Origin of the sequence: Halobacillus sp. A5 (genome assembly GCF_024189315.1) — a bacterium.
Classification (GTDB): Bacteria; Bacillota; Bacilli; order Bacillales; family Halobacillaceae; genus Halobacillus_A.
Genome location: NZ_JAIZEO010000008.1, coordinates 1 through 19,617 on the forward strand (window position 1 = coordinate 1; position 19,617 = coordinate 19,617).

21 protein-coding genes, 1 rRNA gene and 1 other annotated feature are annotated in these 19,617 nt (G+C 43.2%); all 22 genes read left to right on the forward strand.

Translation table 11 applies throughout. The annotated features are described in order from the left end of the window. Positions 1–10 precede the first annotated feature (10 nt). The 22 genes from rrf (at position 11) to rplA (ending at position 19,599) form a co-directional block, all read left to right on the forward strand. Positions 11–124, forward strand: a 5S ribosomal RNA gene (gene rrf / locus LF822_RS21675). 96 nt (positions 125–220) lie between these two features. Further along, positions 221–913 carry an MgtC/SapB family protein gene (locus LF822_RS21680; RefSeq protein WP_253926183.1) on the forward strand — a complete coding sequence of 231 codons (693 nt, stop codon included), beginning with the start codon at positions 221–223 and terminating at the stop codon, positions 911–913. A gap of 163 nt (positions 914–1,076) precedes the next feature. After that, the gene (locus LF822_RS21685; protein WP_253926184.1) at positions 1,077–1,541 is read left to right on the forward strand and encodes a CtsR family transcriptional regulator; all 465 of its coding nucleotides are present in this window, start codon (positions 1,077–1,079) and stop codon (positions 1,539–1,541) included. Between the two features lie 20 nt (positions 1,542–1,561). Then, positions 1,562–2,110, forward strand: coding sequence for a protein-arginine kinase activator protein McsA (mcsA, locus tag LF822_RS21690; RefSeq protein WP_253926185.1), 549 nt, complete (start codon positions 1,562–1,564; stop codon positions 2,108–2,110). Then, positions 2,110–3,180: a protein-arginine kinase McsB gene (mcsB, locus tag LF822_RS21695; protein WP_253926186.1), complete on the forward strand. Its 1,071-nt coding sequence runs from the start codon at positions 2,110–2,112 to the stop codon at positions 3,178–3,180. The genes mcsA and mcsB overlap by 1 nt, the downstream gene beginning before the upstream one ends. A 20-nt stretch (positions 3,181–3,200) precedes the next feature. After that, entirely contained in the window at positions 3,201–5,654 is a 2,454-nt protein-coding gene (gene clpC / locus LF822_RS21700; protein WP_253926187.1) for an ATP-dependent protease ATP-binding subunit ClpC, read from the forward strand. 164 nt (positions 5,655–5,818) lie between these two features. Further along, entirely contained in the window at positions 5,819–7,192 is a 1,374-nt protein-coding gene (radA, locus tag LF822_RS21705) for a DNA repair protein RadA (RefSeq protein WP_253926188.1), read from the forward strand. Beyond that, positions 7,192–8,265: a DNA integrity scanning diadenylate cyclase DisA gene (disA, locus tag LF822_RS21710; protein WP_253926189.1), complete on the forward strand. Its 1,074-nt coding sequence runs from the start codon at positions 7,192–7,194 to the stop codon at positions 8,263–8,265. The genes radA and disA overlap by 1 nt, the downstream gene beginning before the upstream one ends. 127 nt (positions 8,266–8,392) lie before the next feature. Continuing rightward, a complete protein-coding gene (locus LF822_RS21715) occupies positions 8,393–9,487 on the forward strand; it encodes a PIN/TRAM domain-containing protein (RefSeq protein WP_253926190.1) in 1,095 nt (364 codons plus the stop codon). A gap of 85 nt (positions 9,488–9,572) precedes the next feature. Continuing rightward, positions 9,573–10,745 carry a bifunctional 2-C-methyl-D-erythritol 4-phosphate cytidylyltransferase/2-C-methyl-D-erythritol 2,4-cyclodiphosphate synthase gene (locus tag LF822_RS21720; protein ID WP_256522626.1) on the forward strand — a complete coding sequence of 391 codons (1,173 nt, stop codon included), beginning with the start codon at positions 9,573–9,575 and terminating at the stop codon, positions 10,743–10,745. A 66-nt stretch (positions 10,746–10,811) separates the two neighbouring features. Then, entirely contained in the window at positions 10,812–12,281 is a 1,470-nt protein-coding gene (gltX, locus tag LF822_RS21725; RefSeq protein ID WP_253926191.1) for a glutamate--tRNA ligase, read from the forward strand. 44 nt (positions 12,282–12,325) lie between these two features. Then, positions 12,326–12,539 (forward strand) — a binding site (T-box leader). Between the two features lie 106 nt (positions 12,540–12,645). Then, positions 12,646–13,338 (forward strand): serine O-acetyltransferase, encoded by a 693-nt coding sequence (gene cysE / locus LF822_RS21730; RefSeq protein ID WP_253926192.1) that lies wholly within the window; start codon positions 12,646–12,648, stop codon positions 13,336–13,338. Next, positions 13,301–14,701: a cysteine--tRNA ligase gene (gene cysS, locus LF822_RS21735; RefSeq protein ID WP_253926193.1), complete on the forward strand. Its 1,401-nt coding sequence runs from the start codon at positions 13,301–13,303 to the stop codon at positions 14,699–14,701. Before cysE ends, cysS begins: the two co-directional genes overlap by 38 nt. 4 nt (positions 14,702–14,705) lie before the next feature. Further along, on the forward strand, positions 14,706–15,113 hold the full coding sequence (locus tag LF822_RS21740) for a Mini-ribonuclease 3 (protein ID WP_253926194.1): 408 nt from the start codon (positions 14,706–14,708) through the stop codon (positions 15,111–15,113). Further along, positions 15,110–15,853 (forward strand): 23S rRNA (guanosine(2251)-2'-O)-methyltransferase RlmB, encoded by a 744-nt coding sequence (rlmB, locus tag LF822_RS21745; protein ID WP_253926195.1) that lies wholly within the window; start codon positions 15,110–15,112, stop codon positions 15,851–15,853. The genes LF822_RS21740 and rlmB overlap by 4 nt, the downstream gene beginning before the upstream one ends. A gap of 3 nt (positions 15,854–15,856) precedes the next feature. After that, on the forward strand, positions 15,857–16,366 hold the full coding sequence (locus LF822_RS21750) for an NYN domain-containing protein (protein ID WP_253926196.1): 510 nt from the start codon (positions 15,857–15,859) through the stop codon (positions 16,364–16,366). A 94-nt stretch (positions 16,367–16,460) separates the two neighbouring features. Continuing rightward, a complete protein-coding gene (gene sigH, locus LF822_RS21755; RefSeq protein WP_101847095.1) occupies positions 16,461–17,099 on the forward strand; it encodes an RNA polymerase sporulation sigma factor SigH in 639 nt (212 codons plus the stop codon). 79 nt (positions 17,100–17,178) lie between these two features. Next, on the forward strand, positions 17,179–17,328 hold the full coding sequence (rpmG, locus tag LF822_RS21760) for a 50S ribosomal protein L33 (RefSeq protein ID WP_253926197.1): 150 nt from the start codon (positions 17,179–17,181) through the stop codon (positions 17,326–17,328). Positions 17,329–17,370: 42 nt separating this feature from the next. Then, positions 17,371–17,544, forward strand: a complete 174-nt coding sequence (gene secE / locus LF822_RS21765) for a preprotein translocase subunit SecE (RefSeq protein WP_188379123.1) — start codon at positions 17,371–17,373, stop codon at positions 17,542–17,544. A gap of 135 nt (positions 17,545–17,679) precedes the next feature. Continuing rightward, on the forward strand, positions 17,680–18,216 hold the full coding sequence (gene nusG, locus LF822_RS21770) for a transcription termination/antitermination protein NusG (protein WP_253926198.1): 537 nt from the start codon (positions 17,680–17,682) through the stop codon (positions 18,214–18,216). A 145-nt stretch (positions 18,217–18,361) separates the two neighbouring features. Next, positions 18,362–18,787: a 50S ribosomal protein L11 gene (gene rplK, locus LF822_RS21775; RefSeq protein ID WP_173917969.1), complete on the forward strand. Its 426-nt coding sequence runs from the start codon at positions 18,362–18,364 to the stop codon at positions 18,785–18,787. Positions 18,788–18,903: 116 nt separating this feature from the next. Then, positions 18,904–19,599 (forward strand): 50S ribosomal protein L1, encoded by a 696-nt coding sequence (gene rplA / locus LF822_RS21780; protein WP_253926199.1) that lies wholly within the window; start codon positions 18,904–18,906, stop codon positions 19,597–19,599. Positions 19,600–19,617 lie beyond the last annotated feature (18 nt).

A 19,617-nucleotide genomic window follows, 5' to 3' on the forward strand; every position in this document is an offset into this window, starting at 1 on the left:
AACCAAATGATGTGGTGGCGACAGCGAAGAGGTCACACCTGTTCCCATGCCGAACACAGCAGTTAAGCTCTTCAGCGCCGATGGTAGTCGGGTTGATCCCCGTGAGAGTAGGACGCTGCCACGTCAACGTGAACCGAAAGCATATGTGCTTTCGGTTTTTTTAGTATAATTAAGGTAAGCTGAATTCAATTTACTTATATTTTGAAGGGCAGGCGTTTTCATGGAACAAACCTATATGTTTACAGAAAATCTGGACGTCTTCTTGGTTCGTTTGTGCGTAGCTTTGTTATTATCAGGTTTGATTGGTTTTGAAAGAGAACTAAAAAACCATTCTGCCGGGTTCCGCACACATATTTTAGTCGGAGTCGGTTCTTGTCTTATGATGCTGTTATCATTATACGGGTTTGAAAACTTTATCGAAACTTATGACAATATCCGCTTTGATCCTTCACGAATCCCTTCATATGTCATTAGTGGAATAGGTTTTCTAGGAGCCGGTACTATTATCGTGAATGGGATGACAATTAGAGGGTTGACGACAGCCGCTTCCATCTGGACAGTAGCCGGTTTAGGATTAGTAGTTGGAGCCGGTATGTATGGAGTAGCTATTTTAGCAACCACCCTGGTATTATTAAGTCTTATTTTCTTGAATAATTTAGAAAAAAGATATGTGAGCCCTTACCTAAAAAACACGTATGTTATTATTGCTGAAGAATCTGTAAAAATAAGCGCACTTTTACAGGTGTTTGATGATCAGTCTATCGTGCTTAAACGTTTTGAAATTGAAAAAGAACCTCACTCTCGTAAAACCGTCTATGTTCATGTGGAAAGGAAGCAGAAGGTAGACGAATCAGCTTTATTGGAAAAATTATCTCATATCGACTCTGTGGTAAAGGTGACTCGCAGAAAATAACTAACTATACGATTTAATTCGTATAGTTTTTTTGTTTTAACCTTTTCTTATTTAGGGAATGATTACTCATGTAGTTCGAAACATTTTAGTTGCGTCACAGATAAAAATTAGTATAATAAAGTTAAGGTCAAAGATAGTCAAAGTCAAAAGAGGAGGAGGGAAAATGCGGAATATTTCCGACATCATCGAAGAGTATTTAAAAAATACTTTAGAAGAGAATCAAAAGCATACCATTGAAATAAAACGCAGTGAGATCGCTGATCAATTTCAATGTGTTCCGTCACAGATCAATTATGTGATTAAAACCCGGTTTACAGTGGAAAAGGGATATATAGTTGAAAGTAAACGTGGCGGCGGAGGTTTTATCCGTATAAAGCGTGTTCAGCACAGGTCTGAATCACAAATGTTTGATGACATTATTCATATGATTCAGCCAGAGCTCTCCCAATCAGTCGCTGTGGACATTATTGAAAGACTAAAAGATCATGAGAGTATTACGGAACGCGAAGCCCGGATGATGGCTAGTGTAATGGAACGGGAAGTTCTTGCTTTTCCTCTTCCTCTGAGAGATGAAATTCGTTCCAGAATTCTTACGGCTATGTTGTTCACCTTAAAGTATCAAAGCTAGGTAAGGAAGGAGAGGGTCTTATGGATTGTCAGCGTTGCCATAACCGTCCTGCTACTGTTCATTTAACACAAGTAATTAATGGTGAAAAAACGGAAACTCATGTATGTGAATATTGCGCCAAAGAAAAGGGCTATATCAATGAGAAAGAAGAGAATTTCACCTTAAATGACTTATTGTCAGGGCTTTTCAATTATGAACAACCTCCTTCTTTAAAGGGTCACCCTTCAAAGACGTACCAGCCAAAAGAATCCTTAAAATGTCCCGGTTGTGGATTGACATATCAAGAGTTTGCTCAAATTGGAAAGTTTGGCTGTGCAGATTGTTATAAAACCTTTGATGAACGCTTAAACCCGATCTTTCGCCGTGTGCACAGCGGAAACACCAAGCACGATGGCAAAGTCCCGAAGCGAGAAGGAGGCAACCTGCACGTAAAGCGGCAAATGGATCAATATAAGTCCCAACTGCAAAAACTAATTGAGCAGGAAGAATTTGAGGAAGCAGCAAAAATTAGAGATGAAATTCGTTCTTTAGAGCAGCAGCTTCATCACGGGGAGGGGGATGGAGAATAATGTCTTTAGAGCAATTTATCAATGAAGCTATTAGCCCATGGATGAAACAAGAAGGTCCTGACAGCGATATCGTAATGAGCAGCCGTATACGTCTCGCCAGGAATTTTCAGAAATATCCTTTTCCCGTAATATCTTCAGAAGATCGAATGAAAGAAATACTTGAGTTTTTTAAAAAAGAATATAAAGGGCAATCATTTAGAGATTATAAGGATTTTGAAGTAGTTGAAATGAATGAACTACAGCCAATTGAAAAACGGGTACTGGTGGAAAAACATTTAATCAGTCCTCATTTAACAGATCATTCGAAGAGCTCTGCTTCGTTAATTTCTCAAAACGAGCAGGTATCGATTATGATCAATGAAGAGGATCATATCCGTATTCAATTGTATTTCCCCGGTTTTCAGCTTGACCGTGCTCTGGAACAAGCTTTCCAGCTAGATGACTGGCTGGAGGAGAAGGTGGACTATGCTTTTGATGAGAATCGTGGGTATTTAACCGCCTGTCCAACAAACGTAGGCACTGGCATGAGAGCTTCGGTGATGATGCACTTGCCTGCTTTAGCGATGACGCAGCAAATTAACCGGATGACTCCAGCCATTAATCAACTTGGATTAGTTGTACGGGGAATTTACGGAGAAGGCAGCGAAGCTTTAGGGAACATTTTTCAAATTTCCAACCAAATTACATTGGGAAAATCAGAAGAAGATATTGTCGAGGATTTGCACAGTGTGGTAAGGCAGTTGATCGATCAGGAACGGAAAGCACGACAGACGTTAATGCACCGTTCCGGCATTCAGATAGAAGATCGCGTTTTTCGTTCGTATGGTGTTTTGAAGCACAGTCGAATCATAGAGTCTAAGGAGGCGGCAAAATGTTTATCTGACCTCCGGCTCGGAATTGATTTAGGCTTCATTGACCATATTCCAAAAACCATCCTCAATGAGCTGATGGTTCTTACGCAGCCAGGGTTCCTGCAGCAATATGCGAAAGAAACGTTATCTCCGGATGAACGGGATATTCGCAGAGCATCACTGATTCGAGAAAGACTTCAATTAGAAAAACAAGATTAAATCGTTAGGAGGTCATGTCCATGATGTTTGGACGATTTACTGAAAGAGCTCAAAAGGTATTAGCATTAGCACAAGAAGAGGCTGTACGTTTAGGTCATAACAACATTGGAACTGAACACATTTTATTAGGATTAGTCAGTGAGGGGGAAGGAATTGCGGCTAAAGCACTGACTGCTCTCGGCCTTGAGTCAAGTAAAATTCAGCAGGAAGTAGAGAATTTAATAGGTAAAGGGGAAAAAGTATCCCAAACGATTCATTATACACCCCGCGCTAAAAAGGTGATAGAGCTGTCTATGGATGAAGCTCGCAAATTAGGTCACTCTTATGTAGGCACCGAGCACATTCTGCTTGGTTTAATCCGCGAAGGTGAAGGTGTAGCAGCGCGTGTTCTAAATAACCTTGGGGTAAGCTTAAATAAAGCTCGTCAGCAAGTGCTTCAGCTTCTTGGCAATAATGAATCTACAGGTGGGCAGAACCGCCGCGGCGGTGGTTCAAGTTCTCAAGCTGCCAACGCCAACACACCGACACTGGATTCTTTAGCCCGTGATCTGACCGCTATTGCAAAAGAGGGCAACATTGACCCGGTGATCGGGCGCAGCAAGGAAATTGAACGTGTTATCCAAGTTTTAAGCCGCCGCACGAAAAACAACCCTGTACTTGTAGGTGAGCCAGGTGTAGGTAAAACGGCAATTGCAGAAGGACTCGCTCAGCAGATCATGAACAATGAAATACCTGAGATCCTCCGTGATAAACGAGTAATGACGCTTGATATGGGTACAGTTGTAGCGGGGACGAAATACCGTGGTGAATTCGAGGACCGCCTGAAAAAAGTAATGGAAGAAATCCGCCAGGCCGGCAACATTATTTTATTTATTGATGAACTGCACACCCTTATTGGAGCAGGCGGAGCAGAAGGTGCTATTGATGCATCTAACATCCTTAAGCCTTCTCTAGCCCGTGGTGAACTGCAGTGTATCGGTGCAACAACACTTGACGAGTATAAGAAATATATTGAAAAAGACGCAGCTCTTGAGCGCCGCTTCCAGCCAATCCAGGTGGATGAACCTACGCTTGATGAGTCTGTACAAATTTTAAAAGGTCTGCGTGACCGCTATGAAGCACACCACCGTGTGACGATAACCGATGATTCTATTGAATCAGCTGTCCGGTTCTCTGACCGTTATATTACCGACCGCTTTCTGCCTGATAAAGCCATCGACTTAATTGATGAGGCAGCATCCAAAGTTCGTCTTCGTTCGTATACAGCTCCGCCGAACTTAAAAGAGTTAGAGCAGAAGCTTGAAGAAGTACGGAAAGAAAAAGATGCTGCGGTACAGAGTCAGGAATTTGAAAAGGCAGCTTCCTTAAGGGATAGTGAGCAGCGACTGCGCGATGAGCTTGATCAAACGAAAGATGAATGGAAAGAGAAGCAGGGTCAGGAGGATTCTGAAGTTACCGTCGAGGACATTGCTTCCATTGTCTCCACCTGGACTGGTGTACCTGTTTCCAAAATGACTACTGAAGAAAGTGAGCGTCTGCTTCACTTAGAGGACACGCTTCACAACCGTATTATTGGTCAGCAAGAAGCAGTTAAAGCAATCTCTAAAGCGATCCGTCGTGCACGTGCCGGTTTGAAAGATCCTAAACGTCCTATTGGTTCCTTTATCTTCCTTGGACCGACCGGTGTAGGTAAAACAGAACTTGCCCGCGCTTTGGCTGAAAGCATGTTCGGAGAAGAAGACGCGATGATTCGGATCGATATGTCCGAGTATATGGAAAAACACAGTACGTCACGGCTAGTTGGTTCACCTCCAGGTTATGTTGGTTATGATGAAGGCGGCCAGCTGACGGAGAAGGTTCGTAATAAGCCATATTCAGTGATCCTGCTTGATGAAATAGAAAAGGCCCACCCGGAAGTATTCAACATTTTACTTCAAGTGCTTGAGGATGGACGGTTAACGGATTCTAAAGGTCGTGTCGTTGATTTCCGTAACACAGTGCTCATCATGACTTCAAACGTTGGGGCAAATGAGCTGAAGAGAAACAAATACGTTGGATTCTCTATGGGTGAAGCAGACCAGGACTATAAGGATATGAAGTCTAAGGTTACAGACGAATTGAAAAAAGCCTTCCGTCCTGAGTTCTTGAACCGTATTGATGAAACGATTGTGTTCCATTCTCTAGAAAGGAAACATATGACTCACATTGTAACGCTTATGGCAGAACAACTGAAAAAACGCCTGCTGGAGCAGGAAATTGACTTTACTTTAACAGAAAAGGCAATCGAGCATATTGCTGAAGAAGGATTTGATCCTGAATACGGAGCGCGTCCGCTTCGTCGTTCCATTCAGAAGAATGTAGAGGATCTATTATCTGAGGAACTGTTAAAAGAAAATATCGAAAAAGGTCAAAAAGTAAAAATTGACCTTAATGATGATAAAGAATTTACAGTTCACATTCAGCAGGAAGCATAATTTTATGAATAAAATATGAAATGTTTAAAATCGGAAGGTGTTTGCCTTCCGATTTTTTTCCGATTTCGATATTCTTTTAGTAAGGGAAATTTAATGGAAATGATATCATCATGAAACTTTTTCACAAACCATATCGTATATAATGAAGTAGAGGAGAGGTAGCCTTGGCCAAGAGAAAAACAAAATTTGTGTGCCAGGAGTGTGGATACGAATCTCCTAAATGGATGGGAAAATGTCCAGGCTGCCATCAATGGAATACGCTTGTTGAAGAGGCGTCCATTACAGGTGGAACGAGGCACGTTTTCCAGACAAATTCATCAGGAGCTGCTAAACCGGAAAAAATTACCGCCATTAAATCTGAGAAAGAACCACGTATGAAGACTGATATGCCAGAGCTTAACAGAGTGCTCGGCGGCGGCATTGTGCCGGGTTCACTGGTTTTGATTGGCGGAGATCCGGGTATCGGAAAGTCAACATTACTCTTGCAGGTTTCTGCACAAATCGCAGATAAATCATTACCCGTCCTATATATATCCGGCGAAGAATCTTCCCGGCAGACAAAGCTTCGTGCTGAGAGACTGGGAATAACGTCAGATGAATTATATGTACTATCAGAAACGAACTTACAGGATGTTTTAACGCAGATCGAAGAAATTGATCCCAAATTAGTCATTATTGACTCAATTCAGACCATATTTAAAGAAGATGTTACTTCCGCCCCCGGCAGTGTGTCACAAGTTCGTGAATGCACAAGTCAGTTAATGAGGATTGCCAAGAGTAAAGGCATTCCTATTTTTATAGTGGGACACGTAACGAAAGAAGGATCAATCGCAGGGCCGCGTCTGCTGGAGCATATGGTAGATTCCGTGCTTTATTTTGAAGGAGAAAGGCATCATACTTTCAGGATCCTCCGCAGTGTGAAAAACCGTTTCGGAAGCACCCATGAAATGGGCATTTTTGAAATGAAGGAGAAGGGCTTAGAAGAAGTTCTCAATCCTTCTGAGATCTTTCTTGAGGAAAGGTCTCAAGGGGCAGCAGGATCTATTGTAGTGGCTTCTATGGAAGGCACACGCCCTGTTTTAGTTGAGATTCAAGCCTTAATTTCACCAACCTCGTTTGGAAATCCCCGTCGAATGGCTACGGGTCTCGATAACAGCCGGGTCCCTTTGTTAATGGCTGTTCTGGAAAAGCGGGCGGGGCTGCTCTTACAAAATCAGGATGCTTATATTAAAGTGGCCGGCGGCGTCAAGCTCGATGAACCGGCTATTGATCTGGCTGTTGCCATCAGCATTGCCTCAAGCTTCAGAGACCAGGTTTCCAACGGCAATGATGTCGTGGTCGGCGAAGTAGGGTTAACAGGCGAAGTGAGGCGGGTTGCGCGGATTGAGCAGCGCGTTCAGGAAGCAGCAAAGCTGGGATTTAAACGAGTCATTATTCCGCAGAAGAACCTTGATGGCTGGACGCCTCCTTCTTCGATTCAAGTAGTCGGCGTTCGTACTGTCCAGGAAGCTATGCAAGTGACATTGGGGGATCGATAATGGAAGGTCAGGATCATAAAGAAAACTACATCGGAGAAATGCTCAAGTTCGTGGCCCCCGGCACCCCCCTGCGTGAGGGGATTGATAACGTACTTCGTGCTAAGACAGGCGGGTTGATCGTTATAGGGTACGGAAAAGAAATACAGGAACTGGTCGACGGAGGCTTTCCAATTCAATCAGAATTTACACCGGCCCACTTGTATGAGCTGGCCAAAATGGACGGTGCTTTAATTTTGAATGATGAAGGCTCGGAAATTCTTTATGCCAATGCGCAGTTAATGCCGGATCCTGACATTCTCTCTACGGAAACGGGGATGCGTCATAGAACGGCAGAGCGTGTAGCTAAACAAACCGGGCACCTCGTCATTGCTATTTCCCAGAGGCGGAATGTCATTACTTTATATAAAGGGTCCATCCGCTATTCTTTAAAGGACATTGGTGTAATATTGACAAAAGCGAATCAGGCGATTCAGACCCTGGAAAAATACAAGATCGTGCTTGATCAGAGTATAACGAATCTTGGAGCCATGGAATTTGAAAACATGGTATCGTTCTCTGAAGTGATTCAAGTGGTCCACCGTGTGGAAATGGTGCTGCGGATTAAAACCGAAATATTAAATTATGTGAATGAACTGGGGACAGAAGGGCGTCTTATTCAATTACAATTAACCGAGCTCGTATCAAACATTGAAGAAGAAGCTTCTTTGTTACTGCGTGATTATAGCAAGCGTCCGGATTATGAACCCTACTATATTTTACGAAAAATGCAGGAATATTCTGGTACCGAGCTTATATCAGATGATCAAGTATTAAAGCTTTTAGGGTATTCTTCAGGTACAAAATTGTCAGACCCGATATATCCAAGAGGCTATCGTGTCATGCACAGGATCCCCAGACTCCCGGCTTTAATTATCGATCACCTCGTGGAGCGGTTTGGCACGTTAAATGACGTCGTGCAAGCGTCGGTAAAAGAGTTAGTGGAGGTAGATGGAGTCGGGGAAGTACGCGCTAAGAAAATCGGTGAAGGACTGGAAAGAATCCAGGAGCAGTTATTTGTAGATCGTCATTTATAGGTGAATGGAATATTTTTCTTTAAATTGAAAAATGCTGTCATTTATGCTAGTTTATTAATCAACATTTCAAGGTGAACGATTAATCGGCCTTGAGGTTGGTCATAATGGATACAAGGAGGTGAAAAAAGTGCTTAAACGTATCGTACAATTATTTATTGTTATGACTGGGGGAACCATTGGTTACCTATACATGCCGGAGCTTTTTTCAATGATGGGCGTTTCCTGGCAGAGTTGGATCCAGTCCGGCGCAGGGGCAATTGTTGGAGCACTTATACTGTTTTTATTAACTTTTTGGGTAGTAGATTATATTGTTGATTTTCTAAGGTGGGTGGAAGACGCCCTCGTTCGAGCCCCCGTCGCCGATTTGTTATTTGGGAGCCTCGGTCTAATTGTGGGACTCATCATTGCTTATTTAGTTAATAATTTACTCCAGGATATTGATATTAAAGTAGTAAGTCAGATTCTGCCTATATTTATTACGTTTTTACTCGGGTACTTTGGATTCCAGGTTGGGTTTAAACGAAAAGATGAGTTTTTAAATTTATTCGCCAGAAAAGACAAAAAAGGTCTGGAAGATGATGCTTCTGCTCAAGCTGTGGATGAAGCCCTTATACCTAAAGAGAAAATTTTGGATACAAGTGTCATTATTGATGGTAGAATTGCTGATATTTGTGAAACACACTTTCTTGAAGGGACAATTGTTATCCCTCAGTTTGTTTTGGAGGAACTTCAGCATATCGCTGATTCATCAGACGGACTCAAACGGAACCGCGGGCGGCGCGGTTTAGATATTTTGAACCGTCTGCAGAAAGACCTCCCGGTTAAAGTTGAAATTTACGACGGGGACTTTGAAGAAGTGCAGGAAGTAGACAGTAAACTTGTGAAGCTCGCTAAAGTGATGGATGGAATTGTGGTCACCAATGATTTTAATTTAAATAAAGTCTGTGAGTTTCAAAATGTTCAAGTTCTGAATATTAATGATCTCGCGAATGCCGTTAAACCTGTAGTTCTCCCTGGCGAAGAGATGACAATCCAAGTCATTAAAGACGGGAAGGAACAAAAACAGGGGATTGGCTACCTGGACGACGGCACAATGATTGTTGTAGAAGAAGGAAAAGATTATATCGGCAAGACAATCGAGGTTGTTGTAACAAGTGTACTGCAGACCTCAGCTGGACGAATGATCTTCGCCAGGCCAAAATCACTTGAAAAAGCCTTATAAAAACGGTATAACGAATAGAGATTAACAAAAGTGATAACTGCGTGTTATCGCTTTTGTTGTTTCACTTTATTTAAGGTGGTTTCCAATGATAAATTATACAGCAATCGTGCTTGCGGCCGGACAGGGAAAACGGATGCAAACAGGTCAAAATAAACAATTTTTAATGATCAATGAGCTGCCTTTGATCATACATACAGTTACCGTGTTTGTGCAGGACTCCTGGTGCAGTGAGATCATTTTGGTAACTAATAAACAAGAGTACAGTCAGATGAAAGAAGTTCTACAGCAGCATGGGCTGGAAGAGCAGATAACGCTGGCAGGTGGCGGGTTGGAACGTCAGGACAGTGTATACGAAGGGCTGCAGACGGTCAGGCTCACGGACCAGCCGGTATTTATCCATGATGGAGCCCGGCCTTTCGTTAAGCGGGAGCATCTTCACCAGCTGGCAGAGGTGGTCCGGGAGAGGAAAGCTGGATTATTAGCGGTCCCTGTAACTGATACAATAAAACAAAAGCAGCAAGACCGGTTAACAACGCTTGACCGCCATTCTCTTTGGGCAGCGCAGACACCGCAGGCTTTCGATTATTCGTTAATTCTCAGCGCCCATGAGAAAGCTAGATCTCAACACTACTACGGCACAGATGATGCCTCCTTAGTTGAACGTCTAGGAGGAGAGGTGGTCGTAGTTGAGGGCAGCTATGATAACATGAAGCTGACCACTCCTGAAGACCTGGCTAAAGCCCAAACATATGCTGCTAAAGATAGAAAGGTCGTGAATGATTCAATGATTCGCATAGGACAAGGGTTTGATGTACATCAGTTTGCAGAAGGTCGAAAGTGCATCGTCGGCGGTGTTGAAATACCTCACGAACAGGGGCTGCTGGGTCACTCCGATGCAGATGTTCTTCTTCATACGATTGCAGATGCTTGTCTTGGAGCAATCGGAGAAGGGGACATCGGACGTCATTTTCCTGACACGGATCATGCTTATAAAGATGCGGATTCCAGGATTCTTTTACAACGAGTATGGGAGTTCGTGACGAAGCAAGGCTATGAGCTTGGCAATCTTGACTGTACGGTGATTGCTCAAGCGCCAAAGATGGCCCCCTATGTGGAGCAGATTCAACAGAATATAGCAGAGCTGTTAAATAGTGAACCTGCCCGGGTCAACGTGAAAGCAACGACGACGGAAAAGCTTGGGTTTACTGGACGAAAAGAAGGGATGGCCGCACAAGCCGTCGTTCTTCTTCAAAAATAGTCCGCAAGAGATCCTCATTAATGATAAAATAAATTAAATGGAGACGGTTTAGAAAGGAGATTATTTATGAGTAACGAAGTACGTGTGCGCTATGCGCCAAGTCCTACAGGCAACCTTCATATAGGGAACGCCCGTACGGCTTTATTCAATTATTTATATGCAAGGAACGCTGGAGGAAAATTTGTCATCCGCGTGGAAGATACAGATGCAAAAAGGAATGTAGCTGGTGGAGAAGAGAGTCAGCTGAATTATTTAAAATGGCTTGGTATTGAGTGGGATGAAGGAGCTGACGTTGGCGGAGAATATGGCCCTTACCGTCAGATGGAGCGTTTAGATATTTATAAGAAATATGTGGATGAACTTCTTGAGAAAGGAATTGCCTACAAGTGTTACATGACGGAGGACGAGCTGGAAGCAGAACGCGAAGCGCAGATCAGCCGCGGCGAAGCTCCTAAATATTCAGGGGCGCACTGTGACTTAACGGAAGAACAGATCAAAGAGTTTGAAGCTGAAGGCAGAGAGCCTAGCATTCGAATTCGTGTTCCTAAAAATCACACATATGATTTTGAAGATATTGTGAGAGGTAAAATATCTTTTGAAGCCAGTGACTTCGGAGATTGGGTAATTGTGAAGAAAAACGGCACACCCACTTATAATTTTGCTGTGGCCATTGATGATCATATGATGAAGATTTCTCACGTCTTACGCGGTGAAGAGCATATTTCGAATACTCCTAAACAATTGATGGTGTATGAGGCGTTTAACTGGGAAGCTCCCAAGTTTGGTCATATGACACTAATTCTTAACGAAGACCGTAAGAAATTGAGCAAGCGTGATGAGCATATCCTGCAATTTATTGAGCAGTATAAAAACCTGGGATACCTCCCTGAAGCGTTATTTAACTTTATTACACTGCTTGGCTGGTCACCTGTTGGAGAAGAGGAGATTTTTACTAAGGATGAGCTGATTGACATCTTTGATGCTGAGCGTCTGTCGACATCCGCGGCTATCTTTGATCCTGCAAAATTAAAGTGGATGAACAACCAGTATATTAAAGCGTCCAGCTTAGAGCGCATAGTTGACCTATCTCTGCCTCATCTGATTGAAGCTGGTCGTGTAAGAGAGGATATGAGTGAAGAAGGCCGTGAATGGACGCACGAGCTTATTTCCTTATACCATGAGCAAATGAGCTATGGTGCTGAAATCGTTGAACTCACTGATCTCTTTTTCAAGAAAGAAATTCAGTATGATGAAGCTGCTTTAGAAGTGCTCAAAGGCGACCAGGTTCCGGAAGTACTTGAAGCGTTCAAGGGGAAACTTGCTCAGTTAGACGAGTGGACGCCTGAAAATATCAAAGCCCAAATCAAGGCGACACAGAAGGAAACCGGCCATAAAGGGAAGAAGCTGTTTATGCCGATTCGTGTAGCCACTACCGGGCAGACACATGGACCTGAGCTTCCTAACGCCATCCGACTGCTTGGAATTGAGACGGTAACCATCCGGTTAAATGATGCATTGAAGCAAATTCAAGGCTAATCTGTTCACAAATTGACGTTTTTCACATATAGTAAAGATACCCATAATGAACGTTGATGAGGAGAAGTAGGAGGTTCTTTTTCTTACCCAGAGAAAATCACCGCTGGCTGGAAGTGATTTTAAGAAAAGTCTCCGAAATGCACCTCTGAGTCTCCGGCTGAAAGTAGTAGGTTGGAGCGGCCGCCTGCCGTTATAAGGGAGAGTGAGGGAATATTTATTTCCTAAACAGAGTGGAACCGCGCGTAACGCGTCTCTGTGCTATATAAGCACAGGGGCGCGTTTTTTATGGAGTAAAAAATAAAAGGATGTACGCGTTTTTGTGTACGGGTATAGATCGAATGAGCAAAGAAAGGGAGGATGACGGATGGGACTATTCAAAATGTTTAAAGAAGATGTGGACGTCGTATTTGATCAGGATCCGGCTGCTCGTTCCTACATCGAGGTCATCTTAACGTATTCTGGTCTGCATGCAACATGGTCACACCGCATTGCGCATGCTTTTTATAAAAGGAAATTCTTTTTTCTGGCCCGCATCATTTCACAAATCAGTCGTTTCTTTACAGGAATCGAAATCCACCCAGGTGCTAAAATCGGGCGCCGCTTCTTTATTGATCACGGCATGGGTGTCGTGATTGGAGAAACGTGTGAAATTGGAGACAATGTGACTTTGTTCCAGGGAGTTACGCTTGGAGGGACGGGAAAGGAAAAAGGAAAACGCCACCCGACGTTAAGGGATTATTCGCTTGTGGCTACGGGGGCCAAGGTGCTGGGGTCCATTACAATCGGAGCGAATTCTAAAGTCGGGGCAGGCTCTGTCGTTTTAAAGGATGTACCTGATAATTCGACAGTTGTCGGCATTCCGGGACATGTCGTGATTCAGGATGGCAAGAAAATCAGACAGAAGGATCTGGATCACCATAAGCTTCCTGACCCTGTCTATGATCGTTTAAATGAAATGGAAGAAGAAATCAGACAATTATGTTTACAGTTAGAACAAGAGGATAAGGGAGTGAAGCAGGATGAGCATAAAAGTATTCAACACGCTGACAAGAGCTAAGGAACTTTTCCATCCACTCGAAGAAAACAAAGTAAAAATGTACGTCTGCGGTCCTACTGTATATAACTACATTCACATCGGCAATGCTCGTCCGGCGATTGTATTTGATACTGTACGGAAATATTTTGAATACCGAGGGTATGAAGTAAACTATGTCCTGAATTTCACAGATGTGGATGATAAATTAATTAAAGCTGCAAATGAGCTTGGCGAAGAGGTGCCGGATATTGCCAACCGTTTTATCCAGGCTTATAAAGAAGATGTGGGAGCTTTGGGTGTGCAAGAAGCGGTTCATCATCCTCGTGTGACAGAGAACATGGAAGAAATCATTCAATTTATCGAGGGTTTGATTGAAAAAGGGTTTGCTTATGAATCGGGCGGAGATGTATATTTCCGTACGAGATCCTTTAATGAGTATGGAAAGCTCTCTCACCAGTCGATTGACGAACTTCGCTCTGGCGCCCGTATTGAAGCGGGAGAGAAGAAAGAAGATCCGCTCGATTTTACTTTATGGAAGGAAGCGAAAGAAGCTGAGATTACCTGGGAAAGTCCATGGGGGAAAGGGCGTCCGGGGTGGCACATTGAATGCTCGGCTATGGCGAAGAAATACCTCGGGGATACGATAGATATCCATGCCGGTGGACAGGATTTAACTTTTCCCCATCATGAAAACGAGATCGCACAATCCGAAGCGAACAACGGAGAATCATTTGCACGATACTGGATGCATAACGGTTACATTAATATTGAAAATGAGAAAATGTCTAAATCGCTCGGTAACTTTGTTCTGGCTCATGATCTTGTGCAGAAACACGACCCGCAGGTGATACGGTTTTTCATGCTTAGTGTCCATTACCGGCATCCGATTAATTTCAGCGATGAACTGCTGGCAGGGGCTAAAAGCAGCTTTGAGCGCATTCGTAATGCTTTTGAGAACCTGCAGCACCGCCGGGAAACCAGCCTTAACTTATCTGAGGATAATGATCAATGGCTGAACGAAATTACCATGCAGAAACAGCAGTTTATAAGTGAAATGGACGATGATTTTAATACAGCCAATGCGATTTCTGTTTTATTCGATTTAACGAAGTCAGCTAACTTATATCTTCAGGGGGATCAGACTCATACTGATGTCATTGACCAGTTTACTGAAGCATTTGCAGAGCTTGCCGGGGTCTTAGGCCTGCGGCTGAAACAGGAAGATGAGCTGCTCGATGAAGAGGTTGATTCTTTAATTGAGGAAAGAAAACAGGCGAGAAAAGACCGTAACTTCGCAAGAGCTGACGAAATTCGGGATGAGCTTAAAGCGCGGAATATTGTTTTAGAAGATACCGCCCAGGGCACTCGTTGGAAGCGGGGGTAGAAGGATGACCTTTTCAAACGTAAAGCAGATGAAAAGCCTCGCCCTCGCTTACATGGGTGACGGAGTGTACGAATTGTATGTGAGAAGACACCTGTTAGAGCAAGGTCAAATAAGACCAGAACAGCTCCATAGAGCAGCCATTCAATTCGTGTCCGCTAAATCACAGGCTAAAGTAGTACAAGCCTGGCACGAGCAAGGGCTGCTTACGGAGGAGGAGGAAGTCGTCTTAAGAAGAGGACGTAATGCCAAATCCGGCACCGTTCCTAAAAATACGGACGTCCAGACGTACCGTTATTCAACAGCATTTGAAGCCGTCTTAGGTTTTCATTATTTATCAGGCAATGAATCGCGCCTGGAAGAATTGATTAATAGCGCGATTTCCCTGGTGGAAGAGAGGAGAAAAGAGACATGAGTGAAGAGTGGATTATAGGCAAAAACTCTGTTCTGGAAGCTATTAAGTCGGGACGTTCGATAAATAAGGTTTTCGTTTCTGAACAGCTTCAACCGCAGGCCGCGAAAAAAATTGAACAAACCGCTAAAGAATACGGGGTCATTGTTCAAAAGGCCCCGAAGAAGAAAATCGACCAGCTCGCTGAAGGCAATCATCAGGGAGTCATTGCTGCTGTCGCAGCCTATGAATACAGTGACATAGACGATTTATTCGCCCGGGCAGAGGAAAAGGGAGAGGAACCTTTTTTCATTATTTTAGATGAAATCGAAGATCCTCATAATCTCGGCTCTATCCTTCGTACAGCAGATGCGAGCGGCGTCCATGGAGTGATTATCCCAAAAAGGCGTTCGGTGGGTCTGACATCTACTGTAGCCAAAACGTCCACAGGTGCGATTGAATATATCCCTGTGGCCAGAGTCACGAACCTGTCGAGAACAATCGATGAATTAAAAGAGCGCTTTGTCTGGGTCGTCGGTACAGATGCCAAAGGTACGGAAGATTACCGCCAATTAGATGGTAAGCTGCCTGTGGCTTTAGTTATTGGAAGTGAAGGAAAAGGAATGAGCCGGTTAACGAAAGACAAATGTGATTGGACTGTAAGTCTGCCAATGGCTGGGAAGGTGACTTCTTTAAATGCTTCCGTCGCGGCCTCGCTGCTGATGTATGAAGTGTATCGAAAACGTCACCCCGTTGAGGGATAGGTGATGAATGTACTGATCGTTGACGGCTACAACATCATCGGAGCCTGGCCGGAACTAAAGAATCTGAAGGATCAAGACTTAGGACAAGCGAGAGATTTACTAATTGAAATGATGGCGGAGTACCAATCCTATACAGGTGACCGCGTGATCGTTGTTTTTGATGCTTATCACGTAAGGGGCTTAGCCACAAAGCAAAAAAATTATAAGATTGAAACCATCTATACAAAAGAAAATGAAACGGCCGATGAACGAATTGAGAAACTATCCGGGCAATTAAATGATGTACGGACACAGGTATATGTGGCGACTTCTGATTATGCTGAGCAGCGTACTATTTTTGCTCAGGGGGCTTACCGTAAATCCGCCAGAGAGCTGTACATTGAAGTGAGAAATATTCAACAGGAAATAAAAAAAGATTTAGAATCTCATAAAGACGTACAATATCAGGCAAAAATTCCGATAAATAAAGAGATAAGAGATATATTTGAGAAGTGGAGACGGGGTGATAAATAACAATTGCCTTATTGACGCTTTTGAAACGCTTACTGTATAATATTTCTATATTTAGGTACCACAGTCGGAGGGATCCTGAGTGAGCATCGGACAAATGAAGACAGGCATCGAGAAGTTGGATTTCAGTCAACTTGATGACGAAGAAATCATTGAGCGGATTAACCACGGGCAGGTCCAGGCTCTAGATTTTTTGATTGATAAGTACAAGAATTTCGTTCGTGCTAAAGCGCGGACGTATTTCCTCATTGGCGCAGATCGGGAAGATATTGTACAAGAAGGCATGATCGGTCTCTATAAAGCAATTCGTGACTATCAAGGGGACAAGCTGTCCTCCTTTAAAGCCTTTGCCGAACTGTGTGTCACTCGTCAGATTATTACCGCAATTAAAACCGCCACCCGCCAGAAACACATTCCACTTAACTCATATGTATCACTGGACAAACCGATTTTCGATGAAGAAGCGGACCGGACTTTATTAGATGTGATCGCCGGATCAAAAGCGATTGACCCTCAGGAGCTGATGGTTAATAAAGAACGGTTTGGCGACATCGAAGAAAAAATTTCTGAACTGCTTAGTGAGCTTGAACAGCAAGTCCTTTCGTTATACTTAGACGGTAAAACGTATCAGGAGATTTCTGTTGAGTTAAAGAGGCATGTGAAATCTATTGATAATGCCTTACAGCGTGTGAAACGCAAGTTAGAGAGATATATAGAATTCTCTGAAACGACATAATCAACAGGCAATTGACACTATCTTGTAAGCGTGCTACATTAGTGAAAGTGAATAAACCTCTGGATTGAGGTGACTGTCGTTGAGAAAAAAAGCAATTCTAGCCTGTACACAGTGCCACAGCCGCAATTATACTACAAATATAAATCGCTCAAATCAGTCCGAACGTTTAGAAGTTCGCAAATTTTGCAAGACTTGTGGTGAACATACTCTTCATCGCGAAACAAGGTAGAGGATGAAGCCGGTTGGCGTAAGTTTGGGGGTAGTACGAATCATGTTTAAATTCTTGAAGAATGTATCTCGCGAAATGCGTAAGGTAAGCTGGCCTAAAGGGCAGGAATTAACGAAGTATACTATTACCGTACTTTTTACCGTAGCTTTTGTATCTGTGTTTTTTGCAGTAGTGGACTTAGGCATTACACAAATACTTGAACTTATTCCTAGCTGATAGTACAGTCGATTTTGTGATATACTAGTTAATAGTCTTGTACAAAAAACCCGTCTGACGGGTTTTTTCATGTTGGAAATAATTTAATAAAATGAACGATAAGGGAGGGAAGGGCAAGCCACTTGTCCTGTATAAATGGAAAAAAGATGGTATGTGGTTCACACGTATTCAGGTTATGAAAACAAGGTGAAAACCAATTTAGAGAAGCGAGTCGAGTCGATGGGAATGGAAGATAAGATCTTTCGTGTCCTTGTTCCCGAAGACGAAGAAACAGAAATTAAAAATGGCAAACGTAAGGTAAATAAGAAGAAAGTTTTCCCTGGGTATGTTATTGCTGAAATGGTAATGACGGATGATTCCTGGTATGTTGTGCGAAACACTCCCGGCGTGACTGGATTTGTCGGCTCAACCGGCTCTGGCTCAAAGCCGATCCCTCTCCTGCCTGAAGAAATGGAAACCGTACTTAAGCGTATGGGTATGACTGAACCGACTGCAGCGGAAGTTGATTTCGAAGTTAAGGAAAGTGTAAAAGTAACGGACGGACCTTTTGCGAATTTCACGGGTACGATTGAATATATTGATATCGATAAACAAAAAGTGAAAGTCCATGTGAACATGTTCGGCCGTGAGACGCCGGTCGAGCTGGACTTCTCTCAAATCGAAAAATTATAATCCTCTCCCCCTTGCATTCTTATTAAATAAATGCTAGAATTCATATGTTCTTTATGTGCCTCAAATGGAGGCGTTACTGCATATTGCAATGAGTGGGAGGGAAAATCCCTATTACCACATCACGGACTTTAAGGAGGTGTGTCTCGTGGCTAAAAAAGTTATTAAAGTTGTAAAGCTACAGATTCCAGCAGGTAAAGCAAACCCAGCTCCACCGGTAGGACCGGCACTAGGACAAGCGGGTATTAATATCATGGGCTTCTGTAAAGAATTTAACGCTAAAACACAAGATCAAGCAGGAATGATTATTCCGGTTGAGATCTCTGTTTTTGAAGATCGTTCTTTTACATTTGTTACAAAAACTCCACCAGCTGCTGTTCTGCTTAAGAAAGCAGCGGGAATCGAATCAGGTTCAGGTGAGCCGAACCGTAACAAGGTAGCTACTGTTAAACGCGATCAAGTAAAAGAAATCGCGGAAACAAAAATGCCTGACTTGAACGCTGCTGACGTTGAAGCTGCAATGCGTATGGTTGAAGGTACAGCGCGCAGCATGGGAATCACAGTTGAAGACTAATCCCACAGCGTCACTCTAATGGAGTTGAAGGTTGCGACACAGGAGTGATCCTTGGTTCGCAACCTTTATTCGTGGGAGGTTAATCCGTTAAAACCACAATGAGGAGGAAATTAATAATGGCTAAGAAAAGCAAAAAGCAGCAAGAACTGCAAAAACTTGTTGATCGTACAAAAGCTTATGAAGTAAATGAAGCAATCGGCCTTGTAAAAGAAACATCTAAAGCAGGATTTGATGAGACAGTTGAAGCGGCGTTTCGTCTTGGAGTAGACCCTAAGAAAGCGGACCAGCAAATCCGTGGAGCGATGGTTCTTCCACACGGCACAGGGAAATCACAGCGTGTACTTGTATTCGCTAAAGGTGATAAAGCGAAGGAAGCAGAAGCGGCTGGAGCAGATTACGTAGGAGAGCAGGACTTGATTAACCAAATTAATCAAGGATGGTTCGATTTTGACGTAGTTGTGGCTACTCCAGACATGATGGCTGAAGTTGGTAAACTTGGCCGTGTGCTTGGACCTAAAGGCTTGATGCCAAACCCTAAAACGGGCACAGTAACTTTTGAAGTTGAAAAAGCAGTAAACGAAATCAAAGCTGGTAAAGTAGAATACCGCGTTGATAAAGCTGCTAACATCCACGTGCCGATTGGCAAAGCTTCTTTTGATCAAGAGAAACTTAAAGAGAACTTCGAAGCTATTACTGACGCACTGGTTAAGGCAAAGCCGCAGGCTGCGAAAGGTACTTACATGCGTAATGCTGCTGTATCTTCCACGATGGGCCCTGGCATCAAAGTTGATGTTTCCAGCTACGTGAAGTAATAATTATAGTTGACTTTC